18 protein-coding genes and 2 pseudogenes are annotated in these 21,525 nt (G+C 68.5%); 8 read left to right on the top strand and 12 right to left on the bottom strand.

Annotation, left to right across the window (positions count from 1 at the left end; all coding sequences use genetic code 11):
• Positions 1-2 precede the first annotated feature (2 nt).
• Entirely contained in the window at positions 3-500 is a 498-nt protein-coding gene (locus ACFQ6S_RS07660; RefSeq protein ID WP_383404826.1) for a DUF1877 family protein, read from the bottom strand.
• A 114-nt stretch (positions 501-614) separates the two neighbouring features.
• Here ACFQ6S_RS07660 and ACFQ6S_RS07655 point away from each other — a divergent pair.
• A pseudogene (locus ACFQ6S_RS07655) lies at positions 615-839 on the top strand (VOC family protein); the annotation flags it as partial.
• Positions 840-847: 8 nt separating this feature from the next.
• Here the strand turns inward: ACFQ6S_RS07655 and ACFQ6S_RS07650 are convergent.
• From ACFQ6S_RS07650 to ACFQ6S_RS07620, 7 genes are all read right to left on the bottom strand, one after another.
• Complete coding sequence (locus ACFQ6S_RS07650; protein ID WP_383404824.1) at positions 848-1,837, bottom strand: zinc-dependent alcohol dehydrogenase family protein; 990 nt, start codon at positions 1,835-1,837, stop codon at positions 848-850.
• Positions 1,834-2,721 (bottom strand): carbohydrate ABC transporter permease, encoded by an 888-nt coding sequence (locus tag ACFQ6S_RS07645; protein WP_383404822.1) that lies wholly within the window; start codon positions 2,719-2,721, stop codon positions 1,834-1,836. Before ACFQ6S_RS07645 ends, ACFQ6S_RS07650 begins: the two co-directional genes overlap by 4 nt.
• Positions 2,718-3,677: a carbohydrate ABC transporter permease gene (locus ACFQ6S_RS07640; protein WP_383404820.1), complete on the bottom strand. Its 960-nt coding sequence runs from the start codon at positions 3,675-3,677 to the stop codon at positions 2,718-2,720. The genes ACFQ6S_RS07645 and ACFQ6S_RS07640 overlap by 4 nt, the downstream gene beginning before the upstream one ends.
• A 77-nt stretch (positions 3,678-3,754) precedes the next feature.
• Positions 3,755-5,110: an ABC transporter substrate-binding protein gene (locus ACFQ6S_RS07635; RefSeq protein WP_383404818.1), complete on the bottom strand. Its 1,356-nt coding sequence runs from the start codon at positions 5,108-5,110 to the stop codon at positions 3,755-3,757.
• Positions 5,111-5,198: 88 nt separating this feature from the next.
• Positions 5,199-5,960, bottom strand: a complete 762-nt coding sequence (locus ACFQ6S_RS07630) for a DeoR/GlpR family DNA-binding transcription regulator (protein ID WP_383404816.1) — start codon at positions 5,958-5,960, stop codon at positions 5,199-5,201.
• 839 nt (positions 5,961-6,799) lie between these two features.
• Positions 6,800-7,093: a peptidase inhibitor family I36 protein gene (locus ACFQ6S_RS07625; RefSeq protein ID WP_383404814.1), complete on the bottom strand. Its 294-nt coding sequence runs from the start codon at positions 7,091-7,093 to the stop codon at positions 6,800-6,802.
• A gap of 544 nt (positions 7,094-7,637) precedes the next feature.
• Positions 7,638-8,075 carry a winged helix-turn-helix transcriptional regulator gene (locus tag ACFQ6S_RS07620; RefSeq protein ID WP_383406480.1) on the bottom strand — a complete coding sequence of 146 codons (438 nt, stop codon included), beginning with the start codon at positions 8,073-8,075 and terminating at the stop codon, positions 7,638-7,640.
• 141 nt (positions 8,076-8,216) lie between these two features.
• On the opposite strand from ACFQ6S_RS07620, the gene ACFQ6S_RS07615 reads away from it, so the two are divergent.
• From ACFQ6S_RS07615 to ACFQ6S_RS07605, 3 genes and pseudogenes are all read left to right on the top strand, one after another.
• Positions 8,217-9,089 (top strand): aldo/keto reductase family oxidoreductase, encoded by an 873-nt coding sequence (locus tag ACFQ6S_RS07615; protein ID WP_383404812.1) that lies wholly within the window; start codon positions 8,217-8,219, stop codon positions 9,087-9,089.
• Positions 9,090-9,382: 293 nt separating this feature from the next.
• Positions 9,383-10,676: pseudogene (locus tag ACFQ6S_RS07610) on the top strand (ISL3 family transposase).
• 52 nt (positions 10,677-10,728) lie between these two features.
• Positions 10,729-11,376, top strand: a complete 648-nt coding sequence (locus ACFQ6S_RS07605; protein WP_383404810.1) for a tetratricopeptide repeat protein — start codon at positions 10,729-10,731, stop codon at positions 11,374-11,376.
• A gap of 422 nt (positions 11,377-11,798) precedes the next feature.
• Here the strand turns inward: ACFQ6S_RS07605 and ACFQ6S_RS07600 are convergent, their stop codons facing one another.
• Entirely contained in the window at positions 11,799-11,969 is a 171-nt protein-coding gene (locus ACFQ6S_RS07600) for a hypothetical protein (protein WP_383404808.1), read from the bottom strand.
• A gap of 234 nt (positions 11,970-12,203) precedes the next feature.
• On the opposite strand from ACFQ6S_RS07600, the gene ACFQ6S_RS07595 reads away from it, so the two are divergent.
• Together ACFQ6S_RS07595 and ACFQ6S_RS07590 are read left to right on the top strand one after the other, a co-directional pair.
• Positions 12,204-12,932 (top strand): FadR/GntR family transcriptional regulator, encoded by a 729-nt coding sequence (locus tag ACFQ6S_RS07595; protein WP_383404806.1) that lies wholly within the window; start codon positions 12,204-12,206, stop codon positions 12,930-12,932.
• The gene (locus ACFQ6S_RS07590) at positions 12,929-13,762 is read left to right on the top strand and encodes a sterol desaturase family protein (protein ID WP_383404804.1); all 834 of its coding nucleotides are present in this window, start codon (positions 12,929-12,931) and stop codon (positions 13,760-13,762) included. The genes ACFQ6S_RS07595 and ACFQ6S_RS07590 overlap by 4 nt, the downstream gene beginning before the upstream one ends.
• A 33-nt stretch (positions 13,763-13,795) precedes the next feature.
• Here ACFQ6S_RS07590 and ACFQ6S_RS07585 read toward each other — a convergent pair whose 3' ends face one another.
• From ACFQ6S_RS07585 to ACFQ6S_RS07575, 3 genes are all read right to left on the bottom strand, one after another.
• Positions 13,796-15,943, bottom strand: a complete 2,148-nt coding sequence (locus ACFQ6S_RS07585; RefSeq protein ID WP_383404802.1) for a bifunctional serine/threonine-protein kinase/ABC transporter substrate-binding protein — start codon at positions 15,941-15,943, stop codon at positions 13,796-13,798.
• An 82-nt stretch (positions 15,944-16,025) separates the two neighbouring features.
• A complete protein-coding gene (locus ACFQ6S_RS07580; protein ID WP_383404800.1) occupies positions 16,026-18,263 on the bottom strand; it encodes a bifunctional serine/threonine-protein kinase/ABC transporter substrate-binding protein in 2,238 nt (745 codons plus the stop codon).
• Complete coding sequence (locus ACFQ6S_RS07575) at positions 18,260-19,162, bottom strand: hypothetical protein (protein WP_383404798.1); 903 nt, start codon at positions 19,160-19,162, stop codon at positions 18,260-18,262. Before ACFQ6S_RS07575 ends, ACFQ6S_RS07580 begins: the two co-directional genes overlap by 4 nt.
• A gap of 474 nt (positions 19,163-19,636) precedes the next feature.
• On the opposite strand from ACFQ6S_RS07575, the gene ACFQ6S_RS07570 reads away from it, so the two are divergent.
• Positions 19,637-19,855, top strand: a complete 219-nt coding sequence (locus ACFQ6S_RS07570; protein ID WP_383404796.1) for a hypothetical protein — start codon at positions 19,637-19,639, stop codon at positions 19,853-19,855.
• Between the two features lie 407 nt (positions 19,856-20,262).
• The gene (locus tag ACFQ6S_RS07565) at positions 20,263-21,510 is read left to right on the top strand and encodes a hypothetical protein (RefSeq protein ID WP_383404794.1); all 1,248 of its coding nucleotides are present in this window, start codon (positions 20,263-20,265) and stop codon (positions 21,508-21,510) included.
• Positions 21,511-21,525: the final 15 nt, after the last annotated feature.

Raw genomic sequence — 21,525 nt, 5'->3', positions numbered from 1 at the left:
TCTCAAGCCCACACCGCCCTGACCACGGCATGGCCTGCTGCAGCCGCCCGCCCATAGAACCCTTGGAGGCCCCTGTGATAGTCGAGGAACTCCTGCCTGACCTGTGCCTCGTCCCAGCCGGCCCAGACGAGCTTGGCACCGGCGGCGTTCCACAGCTCGTCGAACGGGACACGTGCGAGGAAGCCTGCGGCCTGTGACACCACAGGCGGCTCCAGAATCCCCAAGGGTGGGTTGGATGGGTCGGCATCGGCGCTGTGGGCCGCTGGCCGCCCGCCGTAAATCGGCAGCTCCCAAGAGTCGTCGGCATCCGCATCGAGGACATCGGTAGCGGCATAGAGGTCATTGACGGAGCCCCAGACCTTGTCGATCGACTCGGCGATGCCCGCTGCGTACTCGTCGGGGTGGTTCTCCCACGCCTCCCACATGAACGCTGCAAGCCAGGTGTGGTCGTCCCGGATCTCGGATTCCGCGACGGCGCGCATGTGCATGTGGATGCTCACGGCGACGGGTCCTCCCAGTTCGGCGGCCCGCCTGTCGGGCCGAATGGAGAGAACGTACTCGACCGCACTGACGGCGCGATGCCCGTCTCTTGACGCCGGGATGCCCGGCTCTGCCACCAGGTGCCCGAGGCCAAGACGATGACGAACCGGATCCATCTGTGTCCGCGTCCAGAGACCTCGCGTGAGCAGGAGGTGGAACGGCTGCTGGACCTGGGGGCCACCCTTGTCACCGATCGCCGCAATCCCGACGGCTCCGGCTGGGCTGTCCTTGCCGATCCCGAAGGCAACGAATTCTGCGTTCTGCGCAGCGAGTCCGACCGAGCCGCCGGGACTTCCTGAGGCAGGTGTCAGGGCAGCACGACGATCTTGCGTCCTTGGCCGGCGGCGAACTGGGCCAAGGCCTGCGGGTATTCCGTGAGCGGTAGTCGATGGCTGATGAAGACCTGCGGATCGAGCACCCCGGTGGCGAACAGTTCCGCCGCGCGTTCGTAGCTGTGCAGCACCGCCATGGAGCCGGTGATCGTGATTTCCTGGTTGTAGATGCGGTACGGGGAGAAGGTGGCCGTTGTCGCGTAGTCGGCGACCCCGAACTGCAGGAACGTGCCCGCCTTGGCGACCCGCTCCAGGCCGTCCTGGATGGCGGCGGCGTTTCCGGTCGCGTCGACGACCACGTCCCAGCCGTCCGCCCGCCCCAACTCGTCGGCCGAGAGCGCCGTCCGTGAGCAGCCCAGCTTCTCGGCCGTCGTGAGCCGCTCCGGGTTGACGTCGACGACGTCCACCGAGGAGGCGCCGGTGCGCTTGGCCAGCTCGAGCATCATCAGGCCCATCGTGCCGCTGCCGTAGATGAGCACGTGGGAGCCGAGTCTGCTGTTGAGCACGTCGTAGCCGCGCACGGCGCAGGACAGTGGTTCGATCAGGGCCGCGTCCTGGACGTCCACGTGGTCGGGCAGACGTACGCAGTTGGCGACGGGTGCCACGGCGTACTCGGCGGCACCACCCGCCACGGTCACACCGATCGCCCGCCACCGGTCGCACAGGTTGTTGCGGCCAACCCGGCAGTAGCGGCACTCGTTGCAGTACAGCGAGGGGTCCACGGCGACCCGGTCGCCGAGGGCGAGTTCGGTGACCTCGCTGCCCAGGCCCACGACCTCGCCGGCGAACTCGTGGCCCGGCACGACCGGCAGGGTCGGCGCGAACTCGCCCTGGAGGATGTGCAGATCGGTCCCGCACAGCCCGCAGGCCGCCACGTCGACCACGACCTCGCGCGGCCCGGGGGTGGGGTCGGGCACCGTGGTGACGGTGACCTTGCCGGGGGCTTCGATGACGGCGGCTTTCACTTGACTGCTCCTAGGGACAGGCCCCGGACCAGTTTGTCCTGGGCGGCGAAACCGGCGATGAGCACCGGCAGGGAGACCAAGGTGGCGGCGGCGCAGAGCCGGGCGAGGAAGAGACCCTCGCTGGTGATGAAGCCGACCAGGAAGACCGGGGCGGTCGAGGCATTGGTCGCGGTGAGGTTGACGGCGAACATGAACTCGTTCCAGCTGAAGATGAAGCAGATCAGCGAGGTGGCGGCGAGTCCCGGCATGGCGACCGGTGCGACGATCCGCAGCAGCACCGTGGGCAGACCGGCGCCGTCGACCTCGGCGGCCTCGAGGATCTCCTTGGGCACCTCGGCGAGGAACGAGCGCATCATCCACACCGCGATCGGCAGATTCATGGCGGTGTAGAGGATGATCAGCGTCCACACGTTGTCGAGCATCCCGGCGTCCTTGACGATCAGGTAGACCGGCAGCAGGGCCGCGATGGCCGGCAGGAACTTGGTGGACAGGAAGAAGAACATCACGTCGGTCCACTTCTCGACCGGCTTGATGGACAGCGCGTAGGCCGTCGGCACCGCCAGGGCGAGCACGAGCAGCGTCGAAATGACGCTGGCCATGGCCGAGTTGAGGAGGAACGGGGTGATGTCCCGGCTGAACAGCAGCTTGTACTGGTCGAAGGTGACCGGCGCCAGCGGGCTGGGCGGGTTGGTCGCCGCGTCCGCCTCCTGGTGGAAGGAGGTGAGCACCATCCATGCCACCGGTGCGAAGAACGCCAGGGTGGCGAGCCAGGCGACGAAGGTCCACAGCGGTGAGAGGCGGGGCGTACCGCCGGGGTCGTCGTGGCGGCGGACCAGCTTCCTGAGTCTCGCGCCGGGCGCGGCGACGGCTGCGTGAGTGGTCATCGGGACACCTCCTCGCGGAACAGCGACGCGATGGTGCGCAGCGCGAAGGTCGCGATCACGATCGAGCCGAGTACGACGACCACACCGGCGGCGGCCGCCTGGCCGTACTCGTACTTGCGGAACATGGTCAGGTAGATCTCGTAGGGCAGGTTGGTGGTCCGGGAGCCGGGGCCGCCCTGGGTGATGGTGTAGACCGCGTCGAAGGTCTGCGCGACGTAGATCGTGCCGAGCAGGACGCCCAGTTCGATGTACTGGCGCAGGTGCGGCAGGGTGATGAAGCGGAAGGTCGCCATGGCCGACGCCCCGTCGACGCGGGCCGCCTCCAGGACGTCACCGGGCTGTGCCTGCAGACCGGCCAGGAGGATGAGCATCATGAACGGGGTCCACTGCCAGACCAGCGAGAGGACGACGGCGGGCATGGGGTAGGAGGACACCCAGTCGACCGTGGGGCCGTTGTCCGCGCCGAAGAGGCGGTACACGGCGTTGAGGGTGCCGTTGAGCAGGCCGTAGTCGGGGTTGTAGATGGCGTGCTTCCACAGCAGCGCCGCGGCGACCGGCATGACCAGGAACGGCGCGATGAGCATCGTCCGTGCCAGACCGCGGCCGATGAAGCGGCGGTCGAGCAGCATCGCCAGGCCCAGGCCGAGGACCACGCTGATGAGGACCACCGACGCGGTGAGTACGACGGTGTTGAGCACCGCCGTGCGCAGCCGCTCGTCGGTGAAGACGAACTTGAAGTTGGACAGGCCGACGAAGTGCCGCTCGCCCGGCCGCAGGATGTTCCACTGGAACGTGGAGATCACGAGCGTTGCCACGAAGGGCAGTTGGGTGACGACGATGGTGAAAACCAGTGCGGGCAGCAGCGGGATGCGGCGCCGCCACTTGCCGGCACCGGCGGTCGCGTGCCGGCGGTGGGGTGGTGAAGCGGTCTTGGGTGGGGTGGTGAGCGTGGTCATGGAGGTTCCTCTGCCGGTGACGGCCGGGGGTCGGGAAGGGGGCCCGGCCGGCTCGGCGGCCGGCCGGGCGGTGACGGTCACCGGTAGTTCTTGGCGACGTCCTCGGCGAGCTTCTGGCCGTCGTTGAGGGCCTTGTCCACGCTGGTCTTGCCGGCGATGGCGGCGGATATCTCCTGGGTGACCTTGGTGCCCAGGTCCTGGAACTCGGGGATGGCCACGTACTGGACGCCCACGGTCGGCCTGGGCTGGACACCGGGGTTGGCCGGGTCGGCCTGCTCGATGGACTTCAGCGTGATGTCACCGAATGACGCGGCGGCCTTCTGGTACTGCGGGATCTCGTAGGTGCTGGCCCGCTTGCCGGCCGGGACGCGGGACCAGCCGAGCTTCTCGCCGACCAACTTCTCGTAGTCCTTGCCGGACGCCCACAGCATGAACTTCGAGGCGGCGTCGGCGTTCTTCGTGGTCTTGGGCATGGCCCACGCCCAACTCCACAGCCAGCCGCTGCTCTTGGTCTCGGCGTTCGGCGCGTAGGCGTAGCCGACGTGTCCGGCGATCTTGCTGGAGCTCGGGTCCTCCAGCGATCCGGCCGCGCTGGTGGCGTCGTACCACATCGCGACCTTCTTCTGGCTCATGGCGTTCAGGCACTCGGTGAAGCCGGCCTGCGCCGCTCCCGCCTCTCCGTGCTTGCGGACCAGGTCGACGTAGAAGTTCGTGGCCTTCTTGAACTCCGGGGTGTTGACCTGGGCCTTCCAGTCCTTGGTGAACCAGGTGCCGCCGAAGGTGTTGACCACGGTCGTCAGCGACGCGCCGAGTTCGCCCCAGCCGGCCAGTCCGCGCAGGCAGATGCCGCGCATCCCCGGCTCCGCGCCGTCCACCTTGGCCGCGATGTCGGCTATCTGCTGCCAGGTCGGACGCTCGGGCACCGTGATGCCCTTCGCCTGCATGACGTCCTTGTTGTACATGAGGAAGGAGGACTCGCCGTAGAACGGCAGGGCGTAGAGCTTGCCGTCGGAGCCGGACAGGGAGGTGACCATCGGCTTGAGCAGGTCGGCCGTGTCGAAGCTCGTGTCCTTGTCGGCGTACGAACTGAGTTCGTGCAGCCAGCCGTTCTTCTCCCAGATGGGGACCTCGTAGGCGCCGATGGTGGCGACGTCGTACTGGCCGGCCTGGGTGGCGACGTCCTGGGTGACCTTGTCGCGGAGCTCGTTCTCGGGGAGGACGGTGAAGTTCACCTTGATGCCGGTGTCCTTCGTGAAGGTGTCCTTCGTCAGCTTCGCGATGTCCTCCATCTGCGGGTTGCCGACCATCAGTACGTTGATGCTCTTGCCGTCGCCACCGGAGCTCGAGGAGCCGCCCGCCCCGCTGCAGGCGACCAGCAGCGAGCCCGCGGCCGCCGCCGCGGCGAGGACGTGGATCATTCTTCGTGTGCGCATGACCAACTCCAGGGATGTGTTTCGAGGGTGTGCGGAACCAGGCCCCCGGACGTGCGGGGGATGGGATGGGGCGGAGATGAACCGCGGCTCAGACCCTGATGACCTCGGGGCCCAGCAGTGAGTAGCGGTGTGCTTCGGAGGCGGGCAGCCCGCCGTCGGTGACGATCGCCTCGAACTCGGTGACGTCCGCGAAGCGGCAGAAGCTCACGGCGCCGAACTTCGTATGGACACCGGAGAAGACCCGGCGCCTGGCGGTCCTGATGACCTGGGACTTGACCTCACTGACCGCGGGATCGGGGGTGGTGAGCCCGTGCTCGCGGGAGATGCCGTTCGCGCCGACGTACGCCAGGTCGATGACGAGGCCGGACAGCATGCGCGTCGCCCAGTGGTCGACCGTGGCCAGCGTCCCGCCGCGCACCCGGCCGCCGAGCAGCAGGACGGTGATGTGTTCGGCGGATGCCAGGGCACTCGCGGTGGCCAACGAAGAGGTGACCACGGTCAGTTGGCGGTCACGGGGGAGTGCGGCGGCGATGAGCTGCGGGGTGTAGCCCTCGTCGATGAAGACGGACTCCGCGTCCCCGAGCAGGTCGGCCGCGGCGGTCGCGATCCGGGACTTCTCGGGGATGTGCATGGTGGTGCGGAAGGGGAGCGTGGTCTCGAAACCCCGGCTCTCCACGGGATGGGCGCCGCCATGCGTCCGCCGGACCAGGCCGTGCCCCTCCAGGAGATTCAGATCGCGCCTCACGGTCTCCTTGGAAACCCCGAGGTCGGCTGCCAGCATTCCGACGTCCACGGCACCGGAAGAACGTGCCCTTTCCAGAATTCCGCGTCTTCGTTCCTCGGCATCCACGGCGACACCTCCGTTTCACGCCCGGCGCGATGCTCCCGTGCCGGCTGTTTCCCGGAGCCCGTCCCATTCGGCTTCGGTGGCCAAATTTCTACAAGGGGATCAGCGGTGGTGGCCAGGTTCGTCGTAGAGCGGTTCATGACCGAATGTGCCCGTATTCCCACGTGCTCAGTGCCGCGATCAGGGAGGTGAGGGCTATTCGGTGCGGGAGGCCGCGGCCCGTTTACTAACACCACGTGCCCATTTGGTGCCTGTTTTCCTGACCGGTTTCGGCCAGCCGACCCGGATCAGCGGCAGTCGAACGCGAACCGGGCGGTCATCCGGCGGGTGCGCGAGAGGGTGGTGTGGCGTCGTCTCTTCTCGCCTCCGGCCGAGGTGGCGCAGGCTGAGGGCGACGCGCTGCCGCTTGCCGCCAGCCCCAGTGACGACTGCCTCGGGGACGACGACGGGCCGGCCGACTCGATGGCGCCGGGGGGTGGGCGAAGAGGCCGACGCTATGGGTGCGGTGGATCCGGCCGGCTCCGCGCCGGGCCGGGGGTGGGGCGTGGCCAGGGTCCAGCGCAGGTCGCTGCGCCGCGGCTCCACGTCGAATTGCTGGGGTGCGAGACTTCGGCGCGGTCGGTTGGGCCCGGTACCCGTTCACCCACTTGGCACCGGAGAACGTCCAGCGCCCGGCGTGTGCGTGCCCGAGGGTGCGGAGCAGCGACCGTTCATTGCCGGTGCCCGCGCACCGCACGACAGAACCGTGCATCCCCGCCGACCAGCAGGTCTCGGCCGTGCTGCCCGGCGGGGGACCGCTGCGCACTGCGGGCCGCGTGGTCCCGCTTACGTCTCAGCTACGGCTAGAAGCATCCCAGGGCCAGCGAGCTGATGTTTTCGTCGCGGTGGTACTGGGCCGTGTTTCCACGCCAGTTGCCCACCACCCAGGTGGCGCCATTGAAATTGATGTCCAGGAAGGTGCAGAAAGTCTGGCCGTTTCCGAGGTTGTTGAACACCGAGGAGATCTGGTCGTTCAGGCGGAAGTCGCGAAGGTCGGCGGCGCCCTTCTGGAAGCGCGCCATCCTGCCCAATCCGTTCTCGTGCTCGTAGGCACAGAACCAGCCGCGCGGACAGTCGGAGTAGGAGGTGATCGACACCCCCGTTCGGACGTTTGCCGGAGCTGCCTGAACAGCGGGCGCGGACACCGCTGTTGCGGCCGCGGTGAGTCCGAGTACGGCCAAAAGGCCAGTGAACCCTCGCTTGTGCACTTCATCCCCCTGTGTGCTCGCGTTGCGGTGAGGGCCACCGTAGTCGCGCACTCACTTGCGCCACAGGCGATTCAACGCCAATCAAACCGGGCGCGGCGCGTACGAGGCAGATGCCAGCCTCGCCCCGCGTAGCGATCGAATTGACGCAGTGCAGTCGCGATGAAGGCCGGGCCTGTTGCGAAAACCGGGGCGACTGGACTCGTCCGCCCGGTCGAGGCCATCTGAACCCGGAAGCCGGGACAGGCCGTCAGCGCAGGCTGACAGCTCGGGATCGCGTCCGTGGCACTCTCCCCAAGGTCGCGGCGGGAAGAGGGGCTTGAAGGCGGTCCTCGGAAATTGTCGAGTTTCGCCGGGAGGGCGGGGATAGCGGCTCTTGGCAGTTGAGGGTGTAGCGCCGAGAATGCGGAGCTGTTGGACGGTTGGATGTGAGTCGTCAGGAGGTGCGAGAGTCGTAGTTCTCGCGGTTTGCGAGGACCTCGGCCATGTGCGCCTGCGCCCAGTTTCTGAGCCCGCGCGTCATGTGGTGGAGCGAGAGGCCGAGGTCGGTCAGCTCGTAGGCGACGGTGACAGGGACGGTGGGCGTCACGGTACGGGTGAGCAGACCATCGTGCTCCAGCGATCGTAGCGTCTGGGTCAGCATCTTCTGGCTGACCCCGGCCAGAAGACGAGAGATCTCGGAGTAACGCATCGCCTTCGGAGCGTCTGCGTGTGCTGCACCGGGCTGGCCAGCGCTGTTGTCGCCGCCCAGCGCGCACAAGATCAGGACGACCCACTTGTCCGAGATCCGGTCGAGCAGCTGCCGACTGGGGCACCCTGCCAGGAACGCGTTGTACTCCACCTTGGCCTGAGCCCTCTTCTGGGCCGCCTTCATCGTCGTCACTGATCGCACCTCTCACCAATGGGTGGGTTACGCACTTCCAAGTGCCTACTTCCCGACAGGAAGTTTCTCTCCAATGCTGATGCAGGGAGGCAGCAGGCGCCACCCCCCAAGTGCACGACGAAAGGCAACAAGATGAGCACACCCTCCCCCTCTCTTCCCGGCGGCACCTGGACTCTGGGTGACCTGACCGTCACCCGGTTCGGCTACGGCGCCATGCAACTGGCCGGCCCGTGGGTCATGGGGCCGCCCGCCGATCGCGAGGGTGCCCTGGCCGTTCTGCGTGAAGCGGTCGACGTCGGTATCACCCACATCGACACCAGCGACGCCTACGGGCCGTGCGTCACCAACGAGTTGATCCGCGAGGCACTGCACCCCTACCCCGAGTCGCTGCACATCGTGACCAAGGTGGGCGCGACCCGCGACGAACAGGGTGGCTGGCCTCCGGCCCGGCGACCCGAAGATCTGCGCCGCCAGGTCCACGACAACCTCAAGTCCCTCCGGCTCGACGTACTCGACCTGGTCAACCTCCGACTCGGCAACGCCGAAGGTCCCCAGCCCGGCTCGCTCGCCGAGGCGTTCGAGACGCTCGTCGAACTTCAGCAGCAGGGCCTGATCCGCCACCTCGGGGTCAGCAACGCCACCGAGGAGCAGGTCACCGAGGCACAGAGCATCGCGCCGATTGTGTGCGTGCAGAACATGTACAACCTCGCCCACCGCCACGACGACAAGCTCATCGACCGGCTCGCCCCCGACGGTGTCGCGTACGTGCCGTTCTTCCCCCTCGGGGGCTTTACCCCGCTTCAGTCCTCGGCGCTCTCGGCGGTCGCCGCTCGATTGGAGGCGGTACCGATGTCCGTCGCACTGGCCTGGCTGCTGCAGCGATCACCGAGCATCCTGCTTATCCCCGGCACGTCATCGACGGCGCACCTGCGCGAGAACATCGCCGGCGCGGGACTCTCGCTCTCTCATGAGGACCTGACCGAGCTGGACGACATCGGCCGCTGAATGCCCCAGAGCTGAACGGCTCACAAGCCACGACCGAAGCCACCGTTCAAGTTCCGGCCCCGGTCACCCTCGCCCGACCGGGGCCAAAGCAGAACGATTCGCCCTCACCTGGATGACTTCAGATCATCAACCGTCGGAACCTGTGTCACACCGGCGGTGGAAGCTCACCCCGCGTCAGTGGCCTCGGGTAGGCGACTTGGTCTCCCGAGGAAGGGGGTTCCTACACCAAGCCCATCCGGAAGACCTCGACTTTGCACGACGCTACCCCTGAGGCGGGCTTCGCCCGCGCTGACATGAATACGTTCTGTCGCCTTGACGAGCTCGGGCTCGAAGTCACCGGTCAGCGACTCGCCCCGGATCGTGCGGTCCTCGCGTGCCGGGTCGTCGAGTCCGATCAACCGTGCCGCCGCTGCGGTTGCGAAGGCACACCGCGTGACACCGTGACCCGGCGACTGGCGCACGAGCCACTCGGCTGGCGGCCCACGATCCTTCACGTCACGATCCGACGCTACTGCTGCATCGACTGTGGGCACGGGTGGCGGCAGGACACCACCAAGGCGGCTGAGCCGCGGGCGAAGCTCTCGCGCCGCGGGTTGCGGGTGGGCCCTTGAAGCCATCGTCTGCCAGCACCTCACCGTCGCCCGTGTCGCCGAAGGGCTCGGGGTCGCCTGGAACACCGCCAACGACGCCGTCCTGGCCGAGGGGAAGCGCGTCCTCATCGACGACGCCGGCCGGTTCGGCGACGTCACCGCGATCGGCGTCGACGGGCACGTGTGGCGCCACACCAGGCGTGGCGACAAGTACGTCACCGTGATCATTGATCTGACCTGACCTGACCTGACCGGCAACCGCGACGGCACCGGCCCTGCCCGGCTGCTCGGCATGGTCGAAGGCCGCTCCAAGCAGGCTTTCAGCGCCTGGCTCGCCGAACGCGAAGAGTCCTGGCGCAACCGCGTCGAGGTCGTCGCGATGGACGGTTTCACCGGGTTCAAGACCGCCGCCAGCGAGGAACGGCCCGACGCGGTCGCGGTCATGGACCCATTCCACGTCGTGCGTCTGGCCGGCGACGCACTCGGCCGATGCCGCCGACGTGTCCAACTGGCCATCCACGGGCACCGCGGACGCAGGAGCGACCCGCTCCATACCGCACTGCGAACCCTCCACACCGGCGCTGACCTGCTCACCGACAGGCAGAAGGACCGACTGGCCGTGCTGTTTGCGAGCGACGCTCACGTTGAGGTCGAAGCCACGTGGGGGGTCTACCAGCGGATGATCGCCGCTTACCGCGAACCCGATCGGAGGAACGGCCGAGAGCTGATGGTGAAGTTGATCGAGTCGGTCAGCCAGGGCGTCCCGAGCGCGTTGAGCGAGATCATCACACTCGGCCGGACACTGAAGAAGCGAGCCACCGACGTGCTGGCCTACTACGAACGCCCGGGCACGTCCAACGGACCGACCGAGGCCATCAACGGACGGCTTGAACACCTCCGCGGCTCCGCCCTCGGATTCCGCAACCTCAGCAACTACATCGCCAGCTCCCTGCTGGAAACCGGCGGCTTCAGGCCACGACTACACCCTGGATTGTGAAGAGCCGGGATAGCCTCAGCACGCGAATCGTCCAACGGGGGAGGAGCACGGCATGTCAGGGCAGGACTGGATCGAACGTGCGGGAGAGTTGTTCGAAGCGGCGATGTTCGGCGGGGACACGGCGGCGCTGGAGCGATCCGATGACGCGCTGGACGCGATCGAGGCACCGCTCTCCATGGCGCGAGGAAAGGTGTTGCACGTCCGCTTCCTGAACGACCGCCTAGAGAACAGCCAGGAACTGGTGCTATTTGAGCGCGCGGCTGAGTTGTACCAGCGTCTCGCGGATGCGTCGGGAGAGGCGGACGCGTTGTTCTGGGTCGGCTGCTGGCATCAGGTGGTGAAGGGCGACGGCGCCACCGGCAGGCCGTACTTCGAGCGGTCATACGCGCTGGCGAGATCCGTCGACGACCGGATGACCATGTCCTACGCTGTACGCCATCTCGGCTTTGCCGACAAGGATGCAGGCCGGTTCGATCAGGCCCGCGAGCGGTTGACCGAATCGGTGATGCTGCGCCGGGAGATCGGCTTCAGACCCGGGGAAGCAGCCGGTTTGGTGGCTCTGGCCTACCTCTTGGCCGAGACCGGCGACCGACCGGCGGCGCTCGACCACCTCGACGAGGCCGAGTCGGTCGCCGAGGGGTGCGATGCCAAGGCCGTGCTGGGGTGGATCGCGCATGCCCGGACGCTCATCGGCCCATAGGGCCCGTGGACAAGTGCTGGTCACAGCCACTCGTTGAGAACTGCGACCAGCACGTTCGCCTCGTAGCGGACGGCAAGCTTTTCGTACCTCGTGGCCACGGCCCGGTGACGCTTGAGGCGGTTGGTGCCGCATTCGACCGCGTGGTGCTGGCGTTAGTCGGTCTTGTCGAACTTCGGCGGACCACCACCCTGAGAGCCGAGTCTCTGACGGTTGCGGACTCGGTCCGCCGGGACCGGAATCGTCGCCTTGATGCCGCGTGAGCGCAGGTAGGGGCGGCTGCGACGGGAGTCGTACGCCTTGTCGCCCCGCACTCGGTTCGGTCGCCCGCGGGGTTGGCCAGGACCCCGATCCGGGCACTCGGATCGTTTCCACAACCTGGTCGAACTGCGGAGAATTCCCATGGCCCTTCGCGTTCCGGCACATCACGCCAGGAGGGACCGGTCCGGGTCCGCCACCGTATGCCGTCGATCAGCTGGCGCCGCGTCCACACAGGCCGACGGCCCGCCCTGGATGCCCAGCGGCAACAACGGTTCCAGCCGGGCCCACTGGCCGTTCGTCAGATCACCATGCCCCCGCAGGACGTGGTCAACCATGACCAAGATTCACCTTTGCAACAGGCCCTAGTGGCGAGAACTGTGACGGTGTGATTGCCAGGCCACCCGATCGCTGTCCGGGCACGATGGCGGCATGCAACATGTGATCGGAAGCCGACCCGGCATGGTCATCCTTCCCGTGAATGCTGCACCCCGACGGATCGCCTGCCTGACTCCGGATCGATCTGGTCCAACCAGTTGACCAGTCCGAGGGAGCATGATCAGGCTGTGCACATGACAGAGCAGCCCATCAGGCGTGAAGCGGTCTCCGACCAGTTGTTCACACTGCTCCGGGATCGCATCCTGAGCGGCACCCTCGCGGCCGGCGCCCCCCTGACCTCCGAACGCGATCTGGCCGCGGAGTTCGAGGTCAACCGGCACGCGGTACGGGAGGCGGTGAAGCGGCTTCAGCAGGCGCGGCTGGTCGAGGTCAGCCACGGCGGACGCACCATGGTGCTCGACTGGCGGCAGACCGCCGGACTCGACCTCGCCCTGCAACTCGCCCACACCGAGCAGCTGTCCACGTCCTACGATCTGCGCCGTGACGTCCTGGAGATGCGGGCCTCCATAGGCGCCGACGCGGCCCGGCTGTGCGCCGCCCGCTGCCCGGAACAGACCGCGGCAGAGATCGTCAGTGCGGCCGCCGCGTACATCAACTGCGGACCCGACCTCGCCGACCTGGCCGCGTCGGACGTCGCCTGGTGGCGGCTGATCGTTCAGGGTTCCGGCAACATCGCCTACCTGCTCGCGTTCAACAGCCTGGTCGGGGAGGGCTTCACGGCCGGCGAGGTGCCGACGGAGCTGCGCGCCACCGAACTGGTGGACGTCGCCGGACACATGAAGCTGGCCGCACTCATCGCCTCACGCGACGAACAGGGCGCCGAGGCCGCGGCGCGCGCACTGCTGGCCCGCGGCCTTCCGGCCACCCACCACACCCGGGAGCCCGAAGGAGGCACGCCGTGATACCCGCCGTCGTCTACGCCATACCCGCCTTCGTCCTGCTGGTCGCGGTGGAGGCGCTCTCCTACCGCTTCCTGCCGGACGACGACGAACGCGGCTACGAGACCCGCGACACCGTCACCAGCATGTCGATGGGCGCGGGCAGTCAGGTCATCGCGCTGCCGTGGAAAGCCGTCGTGATCGTCGCGTACGCCGCCCTCTACAGCCTGGCGCCCTGGCAGCTGTCTCCCACGTCCGTGTGGACCTGGGTACTGCTGTTCTTCGCCGAGGACCTCGCCTACTACGTCTTCCACCGCTCCCACCACCGCGTCCGGGTGCTGTGGGCGAGCCATGTGGTCCACCACTCAAGTGTGCGGTTCAACCTCTCCACCGCCCTGCGTCAGAGCTGGACCCCGATGACCACCCTGCCGTTCTGGATGCCGCTGGCTCTGCTCGGCATTCCGCCCTGGATGATCCTGCTCCAGCAGTCGTTCAGCCTCATCTACCAGTTCTTCCTGCACACCGAGCGGGTGGACCGCCTGTGGCGGCCGATCGAGTTCGTCTTCAACACGCCCTCGCACCACCGTGTCCATCACGGTTCCAACAACGTCTACCTGGACCGCAACTACGGCGGAATCCTCATCGTCTGGGACCGGCTCTTCGGCACGTTCGAAGCCGAGGGTGAGCGCGTCGTGTACGGCCTCACCAAGAACATCGACACCTACAATCCGCTCCGCGTCGCCTTCCATGAGTACGCGGCCACTTGGCGAGATGTACGAACCGCCACGCGCTGGCGCGACCGCTTGGGCTATGCGTTCGGTCCGCCAGGTTGGACCCCGGGCACGAACCATTGACGTGGGCTTGAGCGTGCGTCTGTTGCCCGCGCCTCACTTCGTCGGCTTGCCGATGTCGTCCGCACGGGCCACGAAGCGGATGGTGCGGTCCGTCACCCGGTAGAGGAACGCGCCCGCGTCCTCCTGGGCCTCGAAGAACTCGGAGTCCGCGTCGTAGCTGACCTTGCGGGTGATGCCCTGCCAGGGGCGGCGCAGCAGTTCGGAGCGGAGCACGGAGCGGGCTTCGTCGCCGGCGGCGGTCAGGCCGTGGACGGCGAAGCGGACGGTGTCGTAGGCCTCGGCGGCCCAGGGAGCGGGGGCGGTGCGAAATCGGGCGCGGTGGGCCGCGGTGAACGCCTTGATGCGAGGGTCGGCCGTGGCGTCCGTGTAGCCCGTGCCGATCAACCAACCCTCCGCCTCTGCCAGGAAACGGCCGCCGAGCACGTGCTCGTCCGCCACACACGGGCCGCGATACCCCGCTTCGCGCAGCGCGCGAGCGCAGGCCGCGGCCCGGTCGGGATGGGCGCCCGCGAAGAGAACCGCGTCGTCGCCGCGCGCGGCGATCCGCCGGGCCGCGGCGACGAAGTCGCGGTCCGGGGCGACCTCCTCGACCGTGGCGTCGCCGTCGAGTTTCTTGTGCACGGTGATGGAGCGAACCGTCTGGAGGCTTTCCGCCGCGTCGGTCAGATCGTGGACGACCGTGATGCGCGCGGGTTTCACCACCCGGTTCAGATAGCGCAGGATCGCCGGTGGTCCGGCGGTCCTGGTCGGACGCATCAGCAGTGTGGTGGTGAGGTTGACGCCGTCGAGTTCGTTGGTGTCGGCCCGCGTGACCAGTTGGGCGACCTGAGCACGGGCGCAGGCCTCCACCGCTGCCGGTGCGGTGGCGTTGGTGCCGGAGCCGATCACGAGGGACACTTCCGGGTCGGCGGCCAGCCGAGCGGCCGCCGCGGCGGACCCTTTCGCCGTACCGCCGTCGTCGGTGGTACGCAGTACGAGATCGAAGGCGCGTCCCGCCGTGCCGTTGTGTTCGCTCACAGCCACCTGGGCGCCACGCTCATGTGCGGTGAACACGGCGTCGGACCGGTCGCCGAGGAGACCGATCACCCGCCGCGGCAACGTTCCGGTCCCGGCCGTGCCGGACGCATTCGAGCGACCCCAACGCCACCAACTGCCCACACCGACCACGCCCACGCCCAGCACGGCGCCGCCGGCGGCCAGTACCCGGCGGCGAGACGTCGGTGCCCCCGCCATCGGCTCGGCGGCCTGCGTCACGGCGTCCGCCCACCCGTCCACCGAGAGCCCGTCGGTGACCGTGCCCTGCGGCACCGGAAGCTCCAGCACCCGGGCCGCACGGGCCGCCACCAGAGCGGGCAGCCCCTCCGGCAGCCAGACCCGCTCGTCGAACCGGCCGAAACGATCCCGGAGTTCGCCGACCGACGGTCGCTCATCCGGATCCTTCGCCAGACATCGCCGTACGAGTGCGTCGAGCGCGTCGGGCACAGCGTCCAGGTCGGGTTCCTCGTGCACGGTCCGGTACAGGACACCGGCCGCGCCGCCGACCCCGAACACGGGGCGGCCGGTGGCCGCGTGGGCGAGGACGCAGCCCAGCGAGAAGACATCGCTCGGCGGACCAACCGTGCGGCCCCGGGCCTGCTCGGGTGAGAGATAGCCGGGGGAGCCGATGACCGACCCGTCGGCCGTGAGCGCGGTCACTCCGACCGCGCGGGCGATACCGAAGTCGATCAGACGCGGCCCGTCGGCGGCGAGCAGGATGTTGGCGGGCTTCACGTCCCGGTGGACGAGGCCGCACGCGTGAACCCCGTCCAGTGCCTCGGCCAGAGCGGCCCCCAGAGAGAGCAACTGGGCGGTCGGCCAGGGGCCGTTCAGGACGAGAGCCTCTGCCAGGGAGGGTCCCGGCACATAGGCGGTGGCCAGCCACGGGGAGCGGGCCTCGGCGTCGGACGCGAGGACGGGCACGGTCCAGCGGGCCCTCAGTCGTGCCGCCAGTTCCGTCTCGCGCCGGAAGCGGGCGCGAAACCCGGGATCGTCGGCGTGCTCGGAGCGGATCGACTTCAGCGCGCACCAGGTGCCGTGCGGGGAGCGAGCCAGGTACACCACGCCCATCCCGCCCGCGCCGAGCCGCGCAGCCAACCGATATCCGCCGATCATCGACGGGTCGGAAGGCAGCAGCCGATCCATCGCACGTACCCCCTTCGATCTCCCCCCGGTCCCACGGGCCGGATCCTCCGGAACCGGCCCGCGGCCGGGTAGTCAGACCCCCTCAGCCCTGAGCATTCCCCGCGCTCTGAAGATCCGCGAGCGACCCCAGTTGGCGGAAGCGCCCGTCACGCACCTCATGCACATAGGTACTGCGTATCCACCCCTGCCCGTCGCTGTCGAACTGGTGATACTGACCGAAGGCATACGTCCGGTCCATGCCCTGGTACTTGGCCTTCGCCAGCCGATCACCGAGTTCGGCCCGCACCGGCCGGGCACCTGTCCGCGCGGGCACGGTCCGGGCGAACTCGCCGAGCAGCATGCGCACCGAGTCGTACGCCTCCGCGGCGTACGGTTCCGGAGCGGCTCCGTAACGCGTGCGCCACGCCTCGGTGAACTCCCTCGCCGCCTTCGTGGTGAGGGCGGAAGGATCGACCGCGGAGTCGACCACGTACCAGCCCTGGCCAGCGGCTCCGGCACGGCGCGGAAAGTCCGTGCCGTACAGCAGATGCTGCATCCAGCGAGGGCCGTCGAAGCCGGCCGCTGCCAGCTGGCGGGCCGCGGCGACGGTGGCGTCCATCGGGCCGAAGTAGGCGAAGGCGGTTACGCCGGTGGCCAGCAGGGCACGTACGGCATCCGGGCCGTCGCCGGTCTCCTCGGCCACGACCTGAGGCACCACCTGCCCACCGAGCGCGTCCCGCCACTGCTGCACCAGCAGGGTGGCCTGGTCCTGGATGGAGGTGCCGCCGGAGCGGTCCAGGACCACACCGATACGTCCCAGCCGGTTGGTGAGCATGGCGTGGAGGGCGACCCAGCCACCGAGCGCGGTGTGCGCCATCCCGGTCTGGAAGGACGCGGTGGGCGAGGTGACGAAGTAGTCCTGCTGGCCCGTCGTACTCGACACATGGGTCAACCCGGCCTGGCCGTAGACCTTCGCGGCCGACCGCATCGGAAGTTCGGTGACGGGCCCGAGGACGGCGACCACTTCCCGGTCCGCGGTGAACCTGCGGGCCACGTCCTGGGCGCCGGCCGCGTCGCCCCGATCCTGTCCGACTCGGACCTTCAGGTCGTAAGCGCGGTCCGGGTCGGCATTGTGCTGGGCGACCGCGAGCCGGGCGGCGCGTTCGCTGACCCGGCTGACGAGCGCAGTGGACTCGGTGACGTGCACGCCCAGGACATACACGGGACGAGCCTTGCCGGGCGGCGCCTTGTCGTCGTCGCGGGTCGCGAGCACTGCGGCGGCGCTCGCACCTCCCGCGGCGAGCAGCAACGCCCCGCCGGCCAGCAGCAGCCGCCGCCGGCTCGGGCGCCGACCCACCGCGTCCTGCGGTTCGCCGTCGGAGGGTGCCGTTGCCACGGCAAAGTCGTCCACCTCGGTCGGTTCGATCTCGGGCAGCGCGAGGCCCTCGGCGGAGCGGGCGGCGATCATACGGGCGACCGCGTCGGGAAGGTGAGGAGCGCCGACCGGCTCGGGCGAATCGGCGATGCCGTCCGGGTCGTCGACCTCGGCCAGAAGGCCCCGCAGTTCCTCTGCCGTCGGCCGGTCTCCCGGCTCTTTGGACAGGCACCGGGCCACAAGCGCCCGGGAGTCGTCCTCGATCCCGTCGAGCGCGGGTTCGTCGTGGACGGTGCGGTACAGCAGGGCATCGGGTGTGCCGCTGCCGAAGGGCGGGCGGCCCGTCATCGCGTAGGCCAGTACTCCGCCGAGCGAGAAGATGTCGCTCGCGGCGGTGGCCGGTTCACCCTGGGCCTGCTCGGGGGATAGGAAGCCGGGGCTGCCGACGACCATGCCGGAAGCCGTCAGTGCCGTGTCGTCGTCGGCCCGTGCCACCCCGAAGTCGATCAGCCGGGGGCCGTCCAGCGCCAGCAGGATGTTGCCGGGCTTGACGTCCCGGTGGACCAGTCCGGCCGCGTGCAGGTCCGTCAGCGCATCGGCCAGCAGCCGGCCCAGAGAGCGTGCGGTGGCCGCGGGCAGCGGACCGTGTTCCGCGACGGCCTCGACGAGCGAGGGACCGGGAACGAACGCGGTCGCCAGCCATGGTTCGGCCGCCTCCGCGTCCGCACCGAGGACGGGTACCACCCAACGGCTGGTCACCCGCCGGGCCAACTGGGCCTCGCGCGCGAACCGGGCCCGGAAAGCGGGGTCGTCGGCGCTCTCGCCCCGGATCACCTTGACCGCCGCAAGGGTGCCGTCGTCGTTGCGCCCCAGGTAGACCACGCCCATGCCGCCCGTGCCGAGCCGCCGCAGCAGCCGGAAGCCGGCGATGCGGGAGGGGTCGGCGGGCCTCAGCGGTTCACTCATCGCGAGCCCTCCGTGTCGTCACCGGCGGTACTGCCCTTGCCGACCGTGTCGGCGTCGTCCCGTGCCGAGTTGCCGCCGATGCTGTCGATCTCGGCGGCCGTGTAGGCCACTCCCTGCGCCACCTGCGAGGCGATCCGTCTCGTCTCCTCGTCGACGTGTCCCGCTCCGATACGGTCCGTCGCGGCCACCGTCACCGGACCGAGCCGGTACTTGAACCAGTCGAAGGGCAGCGCGCCCTTCGTGCCGTCGACGAGCAACTCCCCGCTCTCGATGAGATCGTCGTCGGTAACCCCGTTGCGCGCCTCGGAGAACGGATCGGCCCGCGAGTACAGTCCCCGGACCTGCTCGGTGGCGTTCAACCGCTGGTTCGGACAGCGCAACGCCTCCTCCAAGGACACGGCCATGTCTCGCCGGGCGGCCGTGGTGTCCTTGTGGACGGTGACCGTCAGGGACACCTGCACCGGTCCCTTGCCCCCGCTGCCCGGGAGCATGAATCTCCTGGTGAGGCTCGCCAACACCGTGCCGGGCAGCGACTGTCGCTGCCACACACAGTCCTCGTCGAGCACGGCCCACTCGGCCGGATCACTCTCGTACGGCTGCGCCTTGCGGAAACCGGACCCGAAGTTGTCCGCCCGCGCGGTGAGTCCGCGCACGAACGCAACGGCCTCCGTCCGGGTCCGCGGCGCCAACTCTTCGGCCATCGTGTACGGCTCGTCCTCGTCCTCGTCCTCGCCCTCCGCGACCGCCGAGGCCGAGGAGCCGGCGTCCGCCCCGCTGGTGCTCCGCGCCGGACCGGTCGTCGTGCCATCACCGGCGGAACCCCCATCCGCCCCACTGGTGCACCCGGCCAGCAGCAGTGTCCCCGCCACCGCTGCCACGACCGGTCTCCACTCGGTCATCCCAACCCCCACCCGTATGGATGCGCTCCCGCCTTCGCGGCGGTGCGTATGGAAGGGAGTGTGTCGCACGGGACCTTTTCCGAACACCAACTCGAGATGTCTGAACCGGACTTGGCGCATCGACACGGTCTGGTCGTGGGGATGTCGCTGAGCGGTGACGGGCGCGCGGCTGCTGCACCGCGCGGGCATCGACTGCGTGGTCCTGGAGGCCAGGACGCCGGTCTGGAACCCGGCTCCTGGCTGGAGGTCGACGACACCCTGCGCGTTCACCGGCAGCGAATGGCTCCGGCAAGTCGGACGCGCGGACCGGGCGGCTTGACTGAGAAGGCAAAGTTGGTTGACGTGTGCGGAGGGCCGTGAGAACTAGGGCGGCCCCAACGGGCCGCAGGCGCAGGCCGCGGCAGGAGCTGAGGGAGCCGTAGGTGCCGTGAGCCAGTCGCCCGGCCCAGCGTGGCCGCCCCGCGCGGTCTCGCGATGCTCACAGCTGAGTGTCACCGCTATGTGCATGACGGCGGCTTGGAGCCGCGGATTTCGGTCGAGGGCGATGCGACATCAGAGGAGCTGGGGCTGTTGGTTCGGGCACAACGTGCCGGCGACATCCTCCTGTCGCGTGCCTTCTTCGTCGGAGACTTCCAGGACTGGGCTCAGACAGTTCACGATTGTGTTCCGGCCGATGAGCGGGACATCCGTTGACGCCGATGTGATGCGTGAATGCGGCAGTTGGTGAGCCGCCGGTAGCTGGTAGGGGCTGCGGCCGGCAACGCGTTTGACCCGATCAGCGACCGCACTGAAAGAGCTCACTCGCCAAATGAGAAGACCTCTTAAGCAGCACGCTCCGACGGCACGGCCCCCGCCTATGATCTTCACTGGCGCCGTTAGGCCATTCGAGGCGTGACTGTTCGGAATGTAGGCCACCTTGCATAAGCGCGCGGTATCGATGATCTTCGGCTTCTCGGCCCCAAACGGCCGTCGCACTGGGCGCGCTGAAGGAGAAGTAGGGGCGCCACCACGGCTGACGGGTACGCGACGGTGATATCTGGGCAGCATCGTGTGAGCGGTCAAACGATGACCGCTGTGAGGGGGAGAGGACCTTGCGAATAGTGCTGTCCTTCTGGGATGGCGGGGAAGGCCATCTGGCGCGGGTCGCCCATCTGGCCACGCTCCTGCAAGAGCGGGGCGACCGCTGCCTAATCATCTCAAGCAGGGCAAAGGCCGCTCGGGTGTGCACGCTCGCTCCCGGGGTGGCGATCGCCGAGGTCGACAACCGGCCGGAGACCCTGCTCCCCGCGAAGCAGCGGCTACCGCAGTACTCGCATGCCTTCCGGCACGCGCAAAGACGCCTCGCGCTGGGCTTCGGTGACCAGGATTTCGTGATGGGCAACACCGCTAGAGTTCTCGATGTCTTGCGTGCGTTCCGACCCCACGTGGTCGTAAATGACTACCACGACACCCTGCGGATCGCGGCCGAGGCGGATTGCATACCAGTGGTCTCCCTGGCCATGGCTCACGGTCTGCGCTCAGGGCCCACGCTCGGCGCGTGGAAAATGCATGAACTCGCTGATCGCCCGCTCCCGGAGTGTCTGCGGAGTTTCAACGACAGCCGCGCGCATTGGGATCTGGCGCCGTATGAGGACGAACGGGAGACATTCGAGGGAGACCTCAATCTCATACCAAGCTGTCCGGAACTGGATCCGGTGCAGCAGCGCACGAACGACGTGTACGTCGGTCCCGTAATGACACCGCCGACGCCACTGCATCACCGGCCGCGTCGCAAGCCGCTCGTGGTCTCCTACCTGGCGGAGGGGAACAACCGGCCCGACTCTGACTACCCCCGGGCGCTCGCAGCGCTGGTGAAGGCCGAGCGCAACCTGGAGTTCGCCGTCATGGGGGGTGGACGGTACGCCCGCCACTTCCGCACCGGCGAGACGTTCCTGGGCATCGTCCCGGCGCAACGGTATCTGGCTCTGCTCGACGAAGCGGACCTGGTGATCACGCATGGGGGTACCACTTTGGTGCACGCGTTGGAGCGATCCGTTCCGGTGCTGTGCCTGCCCTGGACGTCATCGGAGGCCGCGTGGGCGGAACAGGCCGAAGCGCACGGTGCGGGGATGCTGTACCCCGCGTACCGCCGTCCGCTCGAATGGCGGGTTGATGACGCCGTCCATCCGTCCACACCTCTGGCCGGACATTGGGCCCTGCCCATCACCGCACAGGAGCTCTCACGCTGTCTGGGGCGGATTCTGGAGGAGCCCGGCCACCGGACGGCAGCCGCTGATCTGGCGGAGCGGCTGTCGGTAACCCGAAGCCGGTTCGATCTGGTCGACCTCGTGCGGGGCGTCGGACGTTAGACGGCGAGCGCCGCA

The sequence above is a fragment of the Streptomyces sp. NPDC056479 genome (assembly GCF_042795335.1).
Classification (GTDB): domain Bacteria; phylum Actinomycetota; class Actinomycetes; order Streptomycetales; family Streptomycetaceae; genus Streptomyces.
The sequence above is the reverse complement of the archived record's forward strand: the minus strand, read 5'-3'. Positions and strand labels throughout refer to the sequence as shown.